This window comes from Sphingomonas sp. BE138, assembly GCF_031456125.1.
Lineage (GTDB): Bacteria > Pseudomonadota > Alphaproteobacteria > Sphingomonadales > Sphingomonadaceae > Sphingomonas.
Map to the genome: position 1 here is coordinate 153940 of NZ_JAVDUC010000004.1, position 16677 is coordinate 170616.

General features: G+C 69.0%; 12 protein-coding genes. 3 read left to right on the forward strand and 9 right to left on the reverse strand.

Annotated elements, in window-relative coordinates:
- The first annotated feature begins 90 nt into the window (after positions 1–90).
- Both J2Y58_RS07580 and J2Y58_RS07585 read left to right on the forward strand, forming a co-directional pair.
- Complete coding sequence (locus J2Y58_RS07580) at positions 91–474, forward strand: hypothetical protein (protein ID WP_310100955.1); 384 nt, start codon at positions 91–93, stop codon at positions 472–474.
- A gap of 46 nt (positions 475–520) precedes the next feature.
- On the forward strand, positions 521–1828 hold the full coding sequence (locus tag J2Y58_RS07585; protein WP_310100958.1) for a PepSY domain-containing protein: 1308 nt from the start codon (positions 521–523) through the stop codon (positions 1826–1828).
- Here J2Y58_RS07585 and J2Y58_RS07590 read toward each other — a convergent pair.
- Together J2Y58_RS07590 and J2Y58_RS07595 are read right to left on the reverse strand one after the other, a co-directional pair.
- Positions 1783–2976: a multidrug effflux MFS transporter gene (locus J2Y58_RS07590; protein ID WP_310101304.1), complete on the reverse strand. Its 1194-nt coding sequence runs from the start codon at positions 2974–2976 to the stop codon at positions 1783–1785. The genes J2Y58_RS07585 and J2Y58_RS07590 overlap by 46 nt on opposite strands.
- Positions 2977–3019: 43 nt before the next feature.
- A complete protein-coding gene (locus tag J2Y58_RS07595; RefSeq protein WP_310100961.1) occupies positions 3020–4201 on the reverse strand; it encodes a Xaa-Pro peptidase family protein in 1182 nt (393 codons plus the stop codon).
- Between the two features lie 127 nt (positions 4202–4328).
- Here J2Y58_RS07595 and J2Y58_RS07600 point away from each other — a divergent pair, with 127 nt between their 5' ends.
- A complete protein-coding gene (locus J2Y58_RS07600) occupies positions 4329–4646 on the forward strand; it encodes a PilZ domain-containing protein (protein WP_310100964.1) in 318 nt (105 codons plus the stop codon).
- A gap of 149 nt (positions 4647–4795) precedes the next feature.
- Here J2Y58_RS07600 and J2Y58_RS07605 read toward each other — a convergent pair whose 3' ends face one another.
- From J2Y58_RS07605 to J2Y58_RS07635, 7 genes are all read right to left on the reverse strand, one after another.
- Entirely contained in the window at positions 4796–6526 is a 1731-nt protein-coding gene (locus J2Y58_RS07605) for a glycogen debranching enzyme (protein ID WP_310100966.1), read from the reverse strand.
- Positions 6523–8142 carry an alpha-D-glucose phosphate-specific phosphoglucomutase gene (locus J2Y58_RS07610; protein WP_310100969.1) on the reverse strand — a complete coding sequence of 540 codons (1620 nt, stop codon included), beginning with the start codon at positions 8140–8142 and terminating at the stop codon, positions 6523–6525. Before J2Y58_RS07610 ends, J2Y58_RS07605 begins: the two co-directional genes overlap by 4 nt.
- A complete protein-coding gene (glgA, locus tag J2Y58_RS07615) occupies positions 8139–9587 on the reverse strand; it encodes a glycogen synthase GlgA (protein ID WP_310100972.1) in 1449 nt (482 codons plus the stop codon). The genes J2Y58_RS07610 and glgA overlap by 4 nt, the downstream gene beginning before the upstream one ends.
- Before the next feature lie 5 nt (positions 9588–9592).
- Positions 9593–10855, reverse strand: a complete 1263-nt coding sequence (glgC, locus tag J2Y58_RS07620; RefSeq protein WP_310100974.1) for a glucose-1-phosphate adenylyltransferase — start codon at positions 10853–10855, stop codon at positions 9593–9595.
- Between the two features lie 264 nt (positions 10856–11119).
- Positions 11120–13291 carry a 1,4-alpha-glucan branching protein GlgB gene (glgB, locus tag J2Y58_RS07625; protein ID WP_310100977.1) on the reverse strand — a complete coding sequence of 724 codons (2172 nt, stop codon included), beginning with the start codon at positions 13289–13291 and terminating at the stop codon, positions 11120–11122.
- Entirely contained in the window at positions 13288–15711 is a 2424-nt protein-coding gene (locus J2Y58_RS07630; RefSeq protein ID WP_310100980.1) for a glycogen/starch/alpha-glucan phosphorylase, read from the reverse strand. The genes glgB and J2Y58_RS07630 overlap by 4 nt, the downstream gene beginning before the upstream one ends.
- 30 nt (positions 15712–15741) lie before the next feature.
- A complete protein-coding gene (locus J2Y58_RS07635) occupies positions 15742–16641 on the reverse strand; it encodes a YihY/virulence factor BrkB family protein (RefSeq protein WP_310100984.1) in 900 nt (299 codons plus the stop codon).
- Positions 16642–16677 lie beyond the last annotated feature (36 nt).

The window sequence follows — 16677 nt, forward strand, 5'->3', positions numbered from 1 at the left end:
GATCGTTGGCGTTTCCGGTGCGGCACGAGGCGGTTATCGTCGCCGGATAGGTATGGTGGCGTTAACCATCCGGCGGTAGGATCGCCCACGATGATCGACCGTTCCGCCATCCTTCGCAGGCGACCCGCGTGGTTCGCGGCGCTGGCGGCGTTGGCGATCCTCGTGCGGATGCTGGTGCCGGTCGGCTTCATGCCGCAGGTGGCGCACGGGCAGGTGGCGATCGTCGCCTGCCCCGGCGTGGTCGCCGCGCACGGCCATGCGCACGAGACGCCGGGCCACGACGGCTTCGCCAAGCCGTGCGCGTTTGCGGCGGTGTCGCTGGCCGCCGCGATCGTCGCCGTCGCGGTATTGCTGTCCCTGCCGTTGGTGCGCGTCGTGCATGCGGCGACGGATGGTGCTTCTTTCTCTTTTGCGTTCACAAGGCGTTGGCGACCTCCGCTGCGTGCGCCGCCCGCGATGTTCTCGATCCGCTGAAAAACAGTCACGGCCCGGCGACTCGGGCCGATCGAGGATGATCGTCATGTCCCCTTCCCGTCCGGCCGCGATCGCGGCCGAACTCCAGCGCGCGGTGTGGCGCTGGCATTTCTTCGCCGGCGTGCTGGTGCTGCCGTTCCTGCTGTGGCTGGCGGTGACCGGCGCGCTGTACCTCTACAAGCCGGAGATCGAACGGCATTTCTATGCCGAGTGGATCCATGTTGCCCCGGGGAAACCCACGCTGCCGCTGGAGACGATCGCGTCGCGCGTCGGCGCGGCGGTGGGCGGCACGGTGACGCAGGTGCAGAAGCCGTTGATTCTCGACGAGAGTTGGCGGGCGACGGTGCGGCGGCCGGACGGGACGATCCGGATGGCGTTCGTCGACCCGGCCGACGGGCATGTGTTCGGGACCACGAACCCGGGCGGAATCATGCAGACCGTCAAGCACTTGCACAGTCTCGCGCTGGCCGGGTGGGTCGGCAATTGGATGATCGAGATCGCCGCGGGGTGGTCGATCGTGCTCGTCGTCAGCGGTCTGTACCTGTGGTGGGGACGCGGGCGGACCGTTTCGGTGCGCGGCGGTGCCGGCGGACGGCTGTTCTGGCGCGATCTGCACGCGGTGACGGGGCTGTTCGGGGGCGGGTTGATCCTGTTTCTGGCGGTCAGCGGGATGCCGTGGAGCGCCGTGTGGGGCAAAAATATCCAGGCAGGGGTAGCGGGCGCGGGCTGGGGACGACCCGCGGTACCGTCGGGTGACCCACATGCGGGCCATGACCTCCCCTGGTCGATGGAACAGCATGCGATGCCGATGGGGGGCATGCGGCGCGTCACCGCCGATCAGGCACTGGCCGCGGCACGGGCACATGGAATGGCGCCGGACTGGACGCTGACGTGGCCGGCGGCCGCGAACGCGCCGTATCTGGTCAGCGCGACACTGGGACCGGCCGGCGCCGCGCATGTCGTCTATGTCGACGCGGGCAGCGGGCGCGTGGTGCAGGACGCGCGGTTCGGCGACTTCGGCCGGCCGGCGCAGGTGATCGAATGGAGCGCGGCGGTCCATCAGGGCAAGGAATATGGCGAGGCCAACCGGCTGGTCATGCTGTTCGCGTGCGCCGCGCTTGCGCTGCTGACGATCACCGCGCCGGTGATGTGGTGGAAGCGCGGGCCGCGCGGGCGGACCAACCTGCCCGATGCGCGCACCGGCGCGGGGCTGCTGGCGATCATGGGGGTGGCGGGCATCGTCTTTCCGCTGACCGGGCTGACGATGCTCGCCGCGCTCGCCTACGGGCGCGGGTCGGCGTGGGCGCGTCAGGCGAGCCGCGCGCGGAACAGCTGCCCTTCCTCCACGACGTAGACGATCACGAACCCGGCGACCCCGATCGCGAGATAGCCGAGGGTCAGCGGGAGCGTGGTGCCGGCATAGGATTGGCCGATCGCCGATCCCACCAGCACCGCCCCGACGCTGGTGACGAATCCTTGTACCGACGAGGCGGTGCCGGCGATCCGCCCGACCGGCTCCATCGCCATCGCGCCGAAGTTGGACCCGCACAGGCCGATGCATGTCATGCTGAGCGACTGGAAGAAGATGTAGCTGACCAGCGTCTCCCAACCCATTTCGACCACCGCGAGGTGCAGGAGCGACAGCACGATGAGCGCCATCACCGCGGTCTGCGAGATCAGCCGCGTGCCGAGTCGTTCGACCAGCCGGCTGTTCATGAACGAGGCCACGCCCATCGCGCCCGCGCAGATCGCGAACAACAGGGTGAAGCGGTCGCCGGCGCCGAATTCGTCGACGAACACCTGCTGCGCGGTCGACACGAAGGCGATGATCCCGCCGAAGGTGAGCGAGGCGGCGAGCGCATAGCCGATCGAATAGCGATTGGTGAGCGTCAGCCGGTAGCTGCTGGCGAGATTGGCCAGCGAGATCGCGGTGCGACGCTCGACCGGCAACGTCTCGGGCAGGCGGGCGAGCGTCCATAGCAGCACGAGGCCGGCGAAGCCGCCCAGCGCGTAGAAGACGAACCGCCACGGCCCGATCATCAACAGCCCGTGGCCGATCGTGGGCGCGAGGATGGGGACGAGGAAGAAGATCATCTGCGCCACCGACATGGTGCGCGCCATCGCGCGGCCCGAGGCGTTGTCGCGCACCACCGCCACGGCGATGACGCGCGTGGAGGCCGACATCAGCCCTTGCAGCACGCGCGCGCCGAGCAAGGCGCCGAACGTCGCGGAGGCGGCGGCGAAGATGCTGGCACCGACGAAGCCGATCAGCGTCGCCACCAGCACCGGCTTGCGCCCGTAGCGATCGGCGAGCGGGCCGTAGAACAGCTGCCCCACCCCGAAGCCGAGCACATAGGCGGTGACCACCCATTGGCGGTGGTTGGCCTCCAAGATCGACAGGTCGCGCCCGATGTCGGCGAGCGCGGGGAGCATCAGGTCGACGCCGAGCGCATTGACCGCCATCACCGCGGCGACGAAGGCGACGAATTCGCCGGGGCGCATCCCCGGCGGGGCGGCATGGGGCTTCATGCGGTCATATCCGTAATCAATCGAAGGGCTTGTCGATGCTGGGCTGCGGCGGGGTGAACCATGCCGCCCCAGCGTCCGTGACGTGGAAATGATCCTCCAGCCGGATGCCGAAGCGGCCCGGCACGACGATCATCGGCTCGTTGGAAAAGCACATGCCCGGCGCGAGCGGCGTCGTGTCGCCGCGCACGAGATACGCGGGCTCGTGGATCGACAACCCGATGCCGTGCCCGGTGCGGTGCGGCAGCCCGGGCAGGCGATAGTCCGGCCCCAGCCCCTCGCGCACCAGCACGGCGCGCGCGGCGGCGTCGATCGCCTCGCACGGCACGCCGGGCGCGACCGCGGCGAAGGCGGCTTGTTGCGCGGCGTGTTCGATGTCCCAGATCGCGCGCACCTCGTCGGCGACGGGGCCGAAGGCGTAGGTGCGGGTGATGTCGGAATGATAGCCCTGGACGCGGCAGCCGGTGTCCACCAGCACCACGTCGCCCTCCGCCAGCGCCCGGTCGCCGGGCAGCCCGTGCGGATAGGCCGTCGCCTGTCCGAATTGCACGATGCAGAAGGTCGACCCGCCGCCGCCGAGCGCGCGGTGCGCGTCGTCGATGAAGCGCACGACCTCGCTCTCGCGGATGCCCGGCGCCAGGATGCGCGCGGCGGCGGCGTGGACCGCGAGCGTCATCTGCTTGGCCTGCGACAGCAGCGCGAGTTCGGCGGGCGACTTGATGAGGCGGCAGCCGTCGATCGCACGGGCGCCGTCGATCGTCACCAGCCCGGTACGCTCGAGCTTGCGCGCCCGGCCGAAAAACAGCAGCGGGTCGAGCGCGAGCGTCGCCCCGGCGGGCAGCGCATCGGCGACGAGCTCGACCGGATCCTCGTCCTCCTCCCACAGCAGCAGGTCGGCCTCGATGGCGAGCTCCGCCTCCAGCGTGCCGCGCTCGAACGCCGGACAGATCAGCTTCGGCGTGCCTGCGACGGGGAGCAGCAACGCGACCAGCCGCTCGCTGGGGCTCCACGGCACCCCGGCGAAGTAGCGAAGCGAGTCGCCGGCCTGCACCAGCAGCGCATCGGCGCCGAGGCCGGAGGTGAGCGCGCGGGCACGGTCGAGGCGCGCGGTGCGCTCCTGCACGGTGATGGCCGGCGCGGCATCCGCCCAGGGACGCAACGCCGCAAGTTCCGCCGATGCCGTCGAGCCGCCGATCGTCATGTGTCGCTCCGCCATAATGGGTCAGCACCACCGCAGGCGACAGCGGCGCCATAACATAGGTGGTTACCGCTTCTTTACTTTCGCGCGGCTACAGCCGGGACGAGACAAGAAGAAGTGAGAAGGGGCCATGGCATCCAAACCGCTGATCGACAACCGTCGCGAACCGCGTATCCCGGCCGAGTGCCGCGGGCTGGCGCGGCTGGCCGTGTCGATCGAGATCCTCGACGCATCGGCGGCGGGCATCCGGGCGCGTACCACGCTGCCGCTGGCGGTGGGGACGCTGTTGAAGCTGACGCTGCCGGGGAGCGCGGAGCGCCATGCGCGGATCGCGTGGGTGGACGGCAACGCCTTCGGGTGCGAGTTCATGAAGCCGCTGAACGCGAAGGAGTTGCGCGACCTCGTCGACGCGACCGCGAATGCGGCACCTTACGCGATCTGCCATTAGAAGACGACCGGGGCGTTCCTAGAGAATATCCAAGCGACGCGTACCGTTCGTCTTGAGCCTGTCGACGCGTGAACCGACCGCCTGCCTCGGCAGGCAGTCGAGGGTAACGTGTTGCGGGGCATGTGCTTCGACAGGCTCGGCACGAACGATTATCGAGGGTCGAGCGTGACCGTCCGCGCACGGCGGTCGACCGTGATCGTCGCGTCGCTCAGCCGAAGGACGAAGCCATTGGCACCGTCCCAATCCGCGTCGCGCATCGGCTGGCCGTCGAGCCGCCGCCACGTCGCGTCGCGCGGAATCCGTGCGTCGGCGAGCGACGGGCAAGCCGCGCGACGGCGGGCCAGGTCCGCGACGTAATCCTCCAGCGCGGTGTCGCGGTTCGCCCAGTTGAGCCACAGCAGCTCGTCCTGCGCATAGCCGTTGTTGTTGCCGCGCTGCGTGCGGCCGAATTCGTCCCCGGCGGTGAGCAGGATCGTGCCGCGGGTGGCGAAGAGCGTGGCGAGCAAGGCGCGAGCGTCGCTGGCGCGGGCGGCGCGGATCGCCGGATCGGCGCTGTCGCCTTCCTCGCCATTGTTCCACGCGATTTCCCCGGCGTGACCGTCGCGATTGTGCTCGCCGTTGGCGTGGTTGTGGCGCTCGGCATAGGAGACGGTATCGGCGAGCGTGAAGCCGTCGTGCGCAGCGACGAAGCCGACCCCGCGCGTGCGGTCGCCGAACACGTCGCTCGACCCCATCAGCCGCGTCGCCAGCGCGCCCGCGCCGCCGTCGCCACGCCAGAAGCGGCGGACGTCGTCGCGGTAGCGGTCGTTCCATTCGAGCCAGTCGGCGGGAAAATTGCCGAGCTGATAGCCGCCCGGGCCGATGTCCCATGGCTCGGCGATCAGGACGCGGTAGCGGAGCAGCGGATCGGCGGCGATTTCGGCGAAGATCGGCGCCGCACGGTCGAAGCCGGGGCCGCGCGCCATGACGGTGGCGAGGTCGAAGCGGAAACCGTCGACGCCGGCCTGGCTGACGAAGTGGCGCAGCGTGTCGAGCGCGAGGGCGCGGACCGCGGGGTTGGCGAAGTCGAGCGTGTTGCCGGTGCCGGCGTCGTTGATGAGCGTGCCGTCGGGCGCGCGCGCATAGGCTGCGTCGTCCAGCCCGCGCAGGGAGAGCGTCGGGCCGAGCACGTCGCTTTCGCCGGTGTGGTTGAAGACGAGGTCGAGAATCGTACCGATGCCTTCCGCGCGCAGCGCGGCGACCGTTGCGCGCAGCTCGGCAATGCCGCCGGGGGCCAGGCGCGGGTCGAGCGCCATCGGGACGACCGGGTTGTAGCCCCAGCCGTTCGACAGGCCGAGCGGGGGCAGGTGGCGCTCGTCGATCCAGGCGACGATCGGCATCAGTTCGACCGCGGCGACGCCGATCCGCTTCAGGTGCGCGATGATCGCAGGGTGCGCGAGCGCGGCGATCGTGCCGCGTTGCTCGGGCGGAACGTCGGGATGGCGCATCGTGAAGGCGCGGACGTTGACCTCGTAGATCAAGTCGCCGGGCTGGAAGACGGGTACAAGGTCGAGCGCGGGAAGCGGTGCGGTGACGACCGCCCTGGGAACGAGCGCGGCGGTGTCGATGCGCGGCTCGCGCAGGTGCGGGTCGTAGGCGAACCGGCGGTCGAGCGTCACCGCGTGCGGGTCGACCAGCAGCTTTGCGGCATCGGCGGCGGTGCGGAAGCCGTAGCGGGCGCCCTCGCCCGCGTCGGGGACATGGACGCGCCAGTCGTCGCCGTGGGGTTGCATCGCGATGCGGCGTTCGGCGTCGCCATCGAACAGGCAGAGCCAGACCATGTCGGCGGCAGGGGCGCGGACGGCGAAGTCGACGCCGCCAGCGGCCAAGGTGGCGGTCACGTCACGACGTCGGGCTGCTCGCGTCCCGTGTGCGCGCGGATGCCGGCGATCGCATCGGCGGCGGCGACGATGTCGGCGAGCATGGCGCCGGTTTCGGCATCGAGATCGCCGTCGGCGGGTTCGTAGCGTTCGAGGTAGACACGCAGCGTCGCGCCGCTGGTGCCGGTGCCCGACAGGCGGAAGACGACGCGGCTTCCGCCCTCGAATAGCACCCGCACGCCCTGGTTCCGGCTGACCGAGCCGTCGGTCGGGTCCTCATAGGCGAAGTCGTCCGCTTCGGCGACGGTGAGCGGGCCGAACGCGGTGCCGGGGAGCGTGGCGAGCTTGCCGCGCAGCTCGGTCATCAGCGTGTCGGCGGCGGCGCTGTCGACGCCCTCGTAATCGTGGCGGGCGTAGTAATTGCGGCCGTATTCCGCCCAATGGTCGCGCGCGATCCGGTCGACGCTCTTGCCGGTCGCGGCGAGGATGTTGAGCCAGAGCAGCACCGCCCACAGCCCGTCCTTCTCGCGGACGTGGTCGCTGCCGGTGCCCGCGCTCTCCTCGCCGCAGATCGTCGCCAGCCCTGCGTCGAGCAGGTTGCCGAAGAACTTCCAGCCGGTCGGGGTCTCGAACGACGGAATGCCGAGCTTTGCCGCGACGCGGTCGGCGGCGGCGCTGGTCGGCATCGAGCGCGCGATGCCCTTCAGCCCGCTCGCATAGCCGGGCGCGAGATGCGCGTTGGCGGCGAGCATCGCGAGGCTGTCCGACGGCGTGATGAAGCGGCCGCGACCGATGATGAGGTTGCGGTCGCCGTCGCCGTCCGACGCCGCGCCGAAGTCGGGCGCATCGGCGGCCATCATCGTCTCATGGAGTTCGTGCGCGTGGACGAGGTTTGGGTCGGGGTGGTGGCCGCCGAAATCCTCCAGCGGGGTGCCGTTGCGGACGGTGCCGGCGGCGAAGCCCAGGCGGCGCTCGAGGATCTCGGTCGCGTACGGGCCGGTCACCGCGCTCATCGCGTCGAACGCCATCGTCAGACCCGCGGCGCGGATCGCGTCGAAATCGAACAGCGTCTCCATCAGCGCGGCATAGTCGGTGACGGGGTCGACGACCTCGACGGTCATCCCCTCGACCTCCACCTCGCCGAGCGTGTCGAGGTCGATGTCGGGGGTATCGGCGGCGCGCCATTCGTCGATCGACAGCGTGCGGGCGTGGATCGCCTCCGTCACCTTTTCGGGCGCGGGGCCGCCGTTCGCGACGTTGTACTTGATCCCGAAGTCCTCGTCGGGACCGCCGGGATTGTGGCTGGCCGACAGCACCAGCCCGCCGAGCGCGCCGCGCGTGCGGATCACGTTGGAGGCGGCGGGCGTCGACAGGATGCCGCCCTGCCCGACCACGACGCGCGCAAAACCGGCGGCGGCCGCCATGCGGATCGCGGTCTGGATCACCTGCCGGTTGAGGTAGCGGCCGTCGCCGCCGATCACCAGCGTCGCGCCGTCCTTGCCCTCAACCACGTCGAAGACCGACTGGATGAAATTCTCGGCATAGTTCGGCTGCTGGAAGACCTTCACCTTCTTGCGCAGGCCCGAGGTGCCCGGCTTCTGGTCGGTGAACGGCGTGGTCGGAACATTACGGATCATGCGGTCAGCAGCTCCCGGTAGAGGTCGGCATAGCGGCGTCCGCTGGTCGCCCAGGAAAAGTCCGCCGCCATGCCCGCCCGCTGAATCGCGGCCCAGCGATCCGGCGTGCCATATAGTCGTATCGCAAGCGCAATGGCCTGCGCCAGTGACTCGTGCGTGACGGTGTCGAACTGGATGCCGGTCGCCACGCCCGCATCGAGCGCGGCGGCGTTGGCGTGGATCACCGTGTCGGCGAGCCCGCCGGTGCGCGCCACCACCGGCACGCAGCCGTAGGCGAGGCCGTAGAGCTGGGTCAGCCCGCACGGCTCGAACCGCGACGGGATCAGGATCGCGTCGGCGCCGCCCTGAATCAGGTGCGACAGCGCCTCGTCATAACCGATCCGCACCCCGACCCGGCCGGGATGGCGCGCCGCCGCAGCGGTGAAGGCGTGTTCGAGCCAGGCGTCGCCTGAGCCGAGCAGTGCCAGTCGCCCGCCCATCGCGACCAGCGCGTCGACGGTGTCGGCCAGCACGTCCATGCCCTTCTGCCAGGTCAGCCGCGTCACCACGCAGAACAACGGACCGTCGCCCGGTTCAAGCCCGAACGCCGCCTCCAGCGCGCGCTTGTTGGCGGTACGGTGCGGCAACGTGGCGGCGTCGAACCGCTCCGGCAGCGCGGCGTCGGTGGCAGGGTTCCACACCGCCGGGTCGATGCCGTTGACGATCCCCGAGACGCGCGCGCGCCGCGTGTGAATCAGCCCCTCCAGCCCCATGCCGAAATCGGGACGGAGGATCTCGGCGGCATAGGTCGGGCTGACGGTGGTGATCGCGTCGGCGGCCTCCAGCCCGGCCTTGAGGTAGCCGACCCCGCCGTAATATTCGACGCCGTCGACCGCGAAGGCGCGATCGGGCAGCGCCAGCGAACCGAAGATGCCGGCGTCGTAGCGGCCCTGAAAGGCGATGTTGTGGATCGTCATCACCGAGCGCGCGATGCGCCCCCCGGCAGGGGCGAAGCGCAGATAGGCCGGCGCCAGCCCGCTCTGCCAGTCGTGCGCGTGGAGGATGTCGAAGCGGAAACCCTTGACCGCGCCCGACGCGAGATCGGCGGCGGCGCGCCCGAAGGCGGCGAAGCGGCGCCAATTGTCGTCCCAGTCGCGCCCGGAGGGATCGCCGTACGGCCCGCCCTCGCGCGCGAAATAGCCTGGTGCGTCCAGCACCAGCAGCGTGTGCCCGCCGATCGTTCCCGACAGCAACCGTGCGGGTGCGCCGAGCAGGTCGGGCCAGTCGTGGAGCGCCGCCGATCCCTTCACCGCCGCCATCACGCGCGGATAACCGGGGACGAGCGTGACGACGCCCACGTCGTGCGGCGCCAGCGCGGCCGGCAGCGCGCCGACGACATCGCCCAGCCCGCCGGTTTTGACGAGCGGATAGGCCTCGGACGCGACCGACAGGACCGAGATCGACATCAGGCCTACAGCTCCAGCCGGTCGATCATCGGCTGCGTCACCAGGCACACGCCCTTTTCGGTGCGGCGGAAGCGCTGGCCGTCGAGTACCGGATCCTCGCCGACCACGAGCCCGTCGGGGATGATGACGCCGCGGTCGAGCACCACCTTGGTCAGGCGCGCATTACGGCCGATGCGGCAATGCGGCAGCACGACCGCCTCGTCGAGGAACGAATAGCTGTGCGCGCGCACGCCGGTCGAGATCAGGCTGCGGTGCACGTTCGAGCCCGAGATGATCGTGTCGCCGGCCACCAGGCTGGAGACCGCCTGCCCGCGCCGCCCCTCTTCGTCGTGGACGAACTTGGCGGGCGGAGTCAGCTCCGAATAGGTCCACAGGGGCCATTCGCGATCGTACAGGTCGAGCTGCGGCACGACGTCGGTGAGGTCGATGTTCGCTTCCCAGTAAGCGTCGACGGTGCCGACGTCGCGCCAATAGGCCGCGGGCTCCTCGGGCGAGCGGACGCAGCTGGCCGAGAAGCGATGCGCGTGCGCATGGCCGTGCTTGACCAGATACGGGATGATGTCCTTGCCGAAGTCGCGGCTCGACCCTTCGGTCGCGGCGTCGCGGCGCAGCTCCTCGATCAGCTTCCTCGTGTTGAAGACGTAGATGCCGAGGCTGGCGAGCGCGACATCGGGCTGGCCGGGGATCGACGGCGGATCGGCGGGCTTTTCGACGAAATCGACGATGCGGTCCTGCTCGTCGACATGCATTACGCCGAACGCGACCGCCTCCATGCGCGGCACTTCCATGCACGCCACCGTCACGTCGGCACCGCTGTCGCAATGCTGGCGGAGCATGATCTCGTAATCCATCTTGTAGATGTGGTCGCCCGCCAGGATGACCATGAATTCGGGCGCGCTCTCCGCGATGATGTCGATGTTCTGGTAAACGGCGTCGGCGGTGCCTTCGTACCATTGGAATTCGCTGATCCGCTGCGATGCGGGCAGGATATCGAAGCTTTCGTTGCGTTCCGGGCGCAGGAAGTTCCAGCCGCGCTGGAGGTGCCGGATCAGCGAGTGCGCCTTGTACTGGGTGGCGACACCGATCCGGCGGATGCCGGAGTTGATCGCATTCGACAGCGCGAAGTCGATGATCCGGCTCTTGCCGCCGAAATACACCGCCGGCTTGGCGCGGGTGTCGGTGAGTTCCTTCAACCGGCTGCCGCGTCCCCCGGCCAGGACATAAGCCATCGCGTCGCGCGCCAGCGGCTGGCCTCTGCGTTCGTCCACGTCAGGCTCTCCTTCCCTGCATCTTTACTATCGATTCATCGAACGTTAACCATGATGTCACGTCACCGACGCCAAGAGACGCGGGCGATGTGAGTGCGTGCGTAGCCAGAACAACGCTACCTTCGAGAGGATCGCCGATGCACCCCGCCTGCCAACCCCGTACCGCCGACGGTTTGATCCGCGGCGTCGCCTGCGCGCTCGTGCCCTCGCTGCTGGCGTGGGGCGCGATCTTCGCGCTGGTCGGCCGGATCGTCTGAGCCGCACTCACGACGCCGGTTCCCATTCCAGCATCACCGTGGCGAGCGGTGGCAGCGTCACGTCGGCATAGCCGTCGGCTGCCACCACCCCGCCGAGATTGCCGAGCCCCGATCCCCAGTAATCGTGCGCATCGGAGTTCAGCACCTCGCGCCAGCGGCCGTCGTGCGGCAGCGGCACGCGGTAGGGCATCCGTGCCACCGGGGTCATGTTGACGATGACCGCGATCGGCGGGGCGCCCGGGGCGCTGCGCAGCCAGACGAACACCGAATTCTCGGCATCGTCCTGCACCAGCCAGCGGAATCCCTCCGGCTCGCAATCGCGGGCGTGGAGCGCGCGCTTCTCGCGGTAGAGGCGGTTGAGGTCGCGCACCAGCTTGCGCACGCCGTCGTGGGCCGACGAATTGAGCAGATCCCAGTCGAGCGCGCGCTCTTCGCTCCATTCCGCGCGCTGCGCGAACTCCTGCCCCATGAACAGCAGCTTCTTGCCCGGATAGCCCCACATCATCGCGTAATAGGTGCGCAGATTGGCGAATTTCTGCCAATCGTCGCCGGGCATCTTCGTGAGCATCGAGCCCTTGCCATGGACGACTTCGTCATGGCTGATCGGCAGGACGAAATTCTCGTCGAAGGCGTAGACGAGGCCGAAGGTGATCGCGGCATGGTGATGCTTCCGGTGGACCGGCTCGCGCGCCATGTACTTCAGCGTGTCGTGCATCCAGCCCATGTTCCACTTGAACCCGAAGCCGAGCGCGGTGCGCGGCGCCTCGTCATAGGCGGGGGCGGAGACGCCGGGCCAACTGGTCGATTCCTCGGCGACCGTGAACACGCCGGGGTGACGGGCGTAAAGCGCGCGGTTGGCGGCGCGCATGAAATCGACCGCCTCCCAATTCTCCCGACCGCCTTCCGGATTGGCGATCCACTCGCCGTCCTTGCGCGAATAATCGCGGTACAGCATCGAGGCGACCGCATCGACGCGCAAGCCGTCGACGTGGTAGCGCTCGGCCCAGAACAGCGCGTTGTTGACGAGGAAGGCGGACACTTCGCGGCGCCCGAAATTGTAGATCGCGGTATTCCAGTCGGGATGATAGCCGAGGCGCGGATCGTCATGCTCGTAGAGGGCGGTGCCGTCGAAGCGCGCCAGGCCATGCGCGTCGACGGGGAAATGCGCGGGCACCCAGTCGAGCAGCACGCCGAGCCCGGCGCGGTGCGCGCCGTCGACGAAGCGTGCGAAGCCTTCGTGGTCGCCGAACCGCGCGCTGGGGGCATAGAGGCCCGTCGTCTGATAGCCCCAGCTCGGATCATAGGGATGCTCCGAGATCGGCATGAATTCGATGTGGGTGAACCCCATCGACACCGCATAAGGGATCAGCCGCTCGGCGAGTTGATCCCAGGAGAGGAACCAGCCGTTCTCGTCGCGCTGCCAGCTGCCGGCATGGACCTCGTAGATGCTGATCGGCGCGCGGCGCGGGTCGACCGAGGCCCAGGCCTCGCGATGCGCGGCATCGCCCCATTCGTGGTGCATCGGCGCGGTGGTGAGCGAGGCGGTCTTCGGGCGCAACTCGGCGGCGAAGGCGTAGGGGTCCGCCTTCAGCGGCTGCAGGGTGCCGTCCGGGCCGGTGATCGCATATTTGTAGGCGCGGCCGGCGCCGATATCCGGCAGGAAGATCTCCCACACGCCGGTGTCGCTGCGGCGGCGCATCCCGTGGCGGCGCGGATCCCAGTCGTTGAAGTCGCCCACTACGGCGACGCGGCGGGCGTTGGGCGCCCAGACCGCGAAATGCACGCCCTCCGCGCCTTCGTGCGCGATCAGGTGCGCACCGAGCTTGTCGTGGAGGCGGAAGTGCGTGCCCTCGTTCATCAGGAAGTCGTCGGTGGGGCCGAGCACGGGGCCGAAGCTGTAGGGATCGGTGACCCACCATTCGGCCCCGCCGCCGGTCGCGACGTAACGCAGCGGCTGCGGATCGCCGTCGATCACGCCCTCGAACAACCCGCGGTCGTCGACCCGCGTCAGCGTGCCCAGCGAAATGCCGGCCAGCGTGCGCGCCTCGGCGGTGGCGGCGCCGGGGATCCAAACGCGGGCAAACGTTCCCTGCGGTCCCGCATGGGGGCCGAGCAGCGCGAAGGGATCCTCGTTGGTGCCGTCCAGCAGCGCGTCGATCGCGGCGGCGGGCGGCTTCACTTCACGCCCCAGATCTCGGTCGCATATTCACCGATCGTCCGGTCCGAGGAGAACCAGCCCATGTTCGCGACGTTGCGGATCGCGCTGCGGTTCCACCCGTCGCGGTCGACCCAGCGCGCGTCCACCTCGCGCTGCGCGGCGGCATAGGCGTCGAAATCGGCCGCCACCATGAACCAGTCATGGTCGTACAGCCCGTTCATCAGATCGCGGTAGCGGTTGTGATCATCGGGAGAGAACACACCGGCGGCAATAGCGTTCACCGCCTGCGCGAGTTCGGCGGAATTTTCGATGGTCTGGCGCGGGTCATAGCCGCCGGCACGCCTGTCGGCGACCTCGTCCGCGGTCAGGCCGAAGATCACGATATTCTCCGCGCCGACATGGTCGCGGATCTCGACGTTCGCACCGTCGAGCGTGCCGATCGTCAGCGCGCCGTTCAGGGCGAACTTCATGTTGCCCGTCCCCGACGCCTCCATGCCGGCGGTCGAGATCTGTTCGGACAAATCGGCGGCGGGGACCATCCGCTCGGCCAGGCTGACGTTGTAATTGGGAACGAACGCGACCTTCAGCAGCCCGCCGATCGACGGGTCGGCGTTGACGCGGCGCGCGACGTCGCCGGCCAGCTTGATGATGAGCTTCGCCTGATGATAGCTCGACGCCGCCTTGCCCGCGAACAGCTTGACGCGCGGCGTCCAGTCACGCTCGGGATGGCTGCGGATCTGGTCGTACAGCGCGACCGTCTCGATGATGTTCAGCAGCTGGCGCTTGTATTCGTGGATGCGCTTGATCTGGACGTCGAACAGCGCCGACGGATCGAGCCGCAGCCCCATCTCCGTGCGGAGATACTCGGACAGCGCGACCTTGTTGGCGCGCTTGACCGCCGCGAAGCGCTCGCGGAACGCGGCATCCTCAGCGAAAGGGACGAGTGCGGTCAGTTGCTCGGCCTGGTCGGTGAAGCCGTCGCCGATCGCCTCCTTGATCAGCGCGGTGAGCCCGGGATTGCATTCCTGCAACCAGCGGCGCGGGGTGATGCCGTTCGTCTTGTTGTTGATCCGCTGCGGATAGAGGCGGTGGAGGTCGGCGAAGACGGTGGTCTTCATGAGACCGGTATGGAGCGCGGCCACGCCGTTGACGCTGTGCGCCCCGGCGAAGGCGAGGTTGGCCATGCGGACGCGGCGCTCCCCGCCCTCGTCGATCAGGCTGATCGCGGCGATCGCGCGGTCGTCGATGCCCGGCACCTTGCGCGCGGCGCGCAGCAGCTTGGCGTTGATCGCATAGACCAACTGCATGTGGCGCGGCAGCAGCCGTTCGAACAGCGGTAGCGGCCAGCTCTCCAGCGCCTCGGGCAGCAAGGTGTGGTTGGTGTAGCCGAAGGTTCCTTGCGTGATCTCCCACGCCTCGTCGAAGCCGAGCGCGTGCTCGTCGAGCAGCAGCCGCATCAGCTCGGCGACCGACACCGCGGGATGGGTGTCGTTGAGCTGGATCGCGGCCCGATCGGCCAAGGTGCGGATGTCGCCGAAATACTGGACGTGGCGGCGGACGATGTCCTGGATCGAGGCGGAGGAGAAGAAATATTCCTGCCGCAGCCGCAATTCCTGCCCCGCGGCGGTCGAATCGTTGGGATAGAGCACGCGCACCAGCGTCTCGGCGCGCAGCTGATCGGCCATCGCGCCGGCGAAGTCACCCTGGTTGAAGGCGTCGAGCTTGAACGGATCCAGGCTGCGCGCCGTCCACAGCCGCAGCGTGTTGACGCGCCGCCCGCGCCAGCCCACGACCGGCGTGTCGACCGCCATCGCCTCGACCATCTCGCCGGGCTTCCACGTCACCGCGCCGCTCTCGTCGCCGTGCACCTCGCCCCCGAAACCGATGACATAGGCGCTTTCGCGTCGGCGGAACTCCCACGGATTGCCGTATTGCAGCCACGTCTCGGGCAGCTCGACCTGCCAGCCGTCGTCGATCCGCTGCCGAAACATGCCGTTCACGTAGCGGATGCCGTAGCCGTAGGCGGGCAGGTCGAGCGTGGCGAGACTCTCCATGAAGCACGCCGCCAACCGCCCGAGCCCGCCGTTGCCGAGCGCGGCGTCGGGCTCGATCTCCTCCAGCGCGGCGAGGTCGACGTTCAACTCGCGCAACGCCGCCGCCACCTCGTCGCGCGCCGACAGGTTGGCGAGCGCGTCGCGCAGCAGACGGCCGATCAGGAATTCGAGGCTGAGATAATAGACGCGCTTGGCACCGGCAGCGTGCGCCGCCTTGGTAGAGACCATCCAGCGCTCGATGATCTCGTTGCGGACGGTCAGGATCGTCGCCGCCAGCCAGTCGTGCGGGCGCGCGGCCTGTTCGTCCTTGCCGATGCGGTGCACCAGCGTGTCGAGGATATTGAGCGCCAGCGGCCCGCGCGTCTGCTTGATCCCGGTGTCCGTCACGCCACTGCCCCCTGTTCGTTCGCGCTACGCCTAAGCGGTGGTCGCGTGACCGGCAACGCTTTCCGCGGATCGCCCGCGATAGGCCTGCACGTCCAGCGCGGCGCCGAGCAGGAAGGCGTAGACGCTGAGCCACAGCCACGTCAGCGCGACGATGATCGCCCCCAGCGAGCCGTAGGTCGCGCCGTAATTGCCGAAATTGGCGACGTAGATGCTGAAGCCGGTGGTGGCGAGCAGCCACACGATCGTCGCGGTGACCGTCCCGGGCGTCGCCCAGCGCAACCGTGCGCCGTGGCGGTACGGGCCGAAGCGGAACAGCAGCGAGGCGCCGGTGATGACGATCGTGGCGAGCAGCGCATAGGTGGCGATGCGAATCAACGCGAGGACCACGCCCGGGAACCACGGGATCAGCGTGCCGACGAAGGCGACCACCGCGCTGGCAGCGATGCCGATGAAGATCAGCATGATGCCCCCGAGCACGATCGCAAACGAGGTGAGCGTCCAGATGACGAAGCTGCGCTTTTCCTTGACTTCGTAGGCGACGTTGAGCGCGGTCATCATCGCGGTCGCCGCCTTGCTGCCGCCGTACAGCGCGATCAGCAGCGCGACGATCAGGCCCAGCCCCTTGCGCCCCTGCGATCCGGAGGTGACGATGTCGAGTTGCTGCCCGATCAGCGTCGCGACGTCGCCGGGCAGCGAGACGAACAGCGCGCGAATGTCCTGCTGCACCGTCATCGGATCGGCGAAAAGCCCGTAGGTGAAGACGGTCACCGCCAGGATCGGCGCGATCGAGGAGATGATGTAGAACGCCGCCCCCGCGGCGATCAGCCCGAGATTATCGTCGTTGGAGGCGACGTAGGCGGCCTTGACCTGCGCCCACCAGTCACGACGGAAGGAGCGCCAGAGGTCGGCCGAGGACAGGTCGATCTTCATTACGGGGGCGAACGCAACAACACGGCGTAGGCTCCC

Coding starts and splice junctions, on each gene's coding strand:
- J2Y58_RS07610 (WP_310100969.1), bottom strand. CDS start 8,142: ATGATCCGTAATGTTCCGACCACGCCGTTCACCGACCAGAAGCCGGGC.
- J2Y58_RS07600 (WP_310100964.1), top strand. CDS start 4,329: ATGGCATCCAAACCGCTGATCGACAACCGTCGCGAACCGCGTATCCCG.
- J2Y58_RS07595 (WP_310100961.1), bottom strand. CDS start 4,201: ATGACGATCGGCGGCTCGACGGCATCGGCGGAACTTGCGGCGTTGCGT.
- J2Y58_RS07635 (WP_310100984.1), bottom strand. CDS start 16,641: ATGAAGATCGACCTGTCCTCGGCCGACCTCTGGCGCTCCTTCCGTCGT.
- J2Y58_RS07585 (WP_310100958.1), top strand. CDS start 521: ATGTCCCCTTCCCGTCCGGCCGCGATCGCGGCCGAACTCCAGCGCGCG.
- J2Y58_RS07590 (WP_310101304.1), bottom strand. CDS start 2,976: ATGCGCCCCGGCGAATTCGTCGCCTTCGTCGCCGCGGTGATGGCGGTC.
- glgA (WP_310100972.1), bottom strand. CDS start 9,587: ATGTCGATCTCGGTCCTGTCGGTCGCGTCCGAGGCCTATCCGCTCGTC.
- J2Y58_RS07580 (WP_310100955.1), top strand. CDS start 91: ATGATCGACCGTTCCGCCATCCTTCGCAGGCGACCCGCGTGGTTCGCG.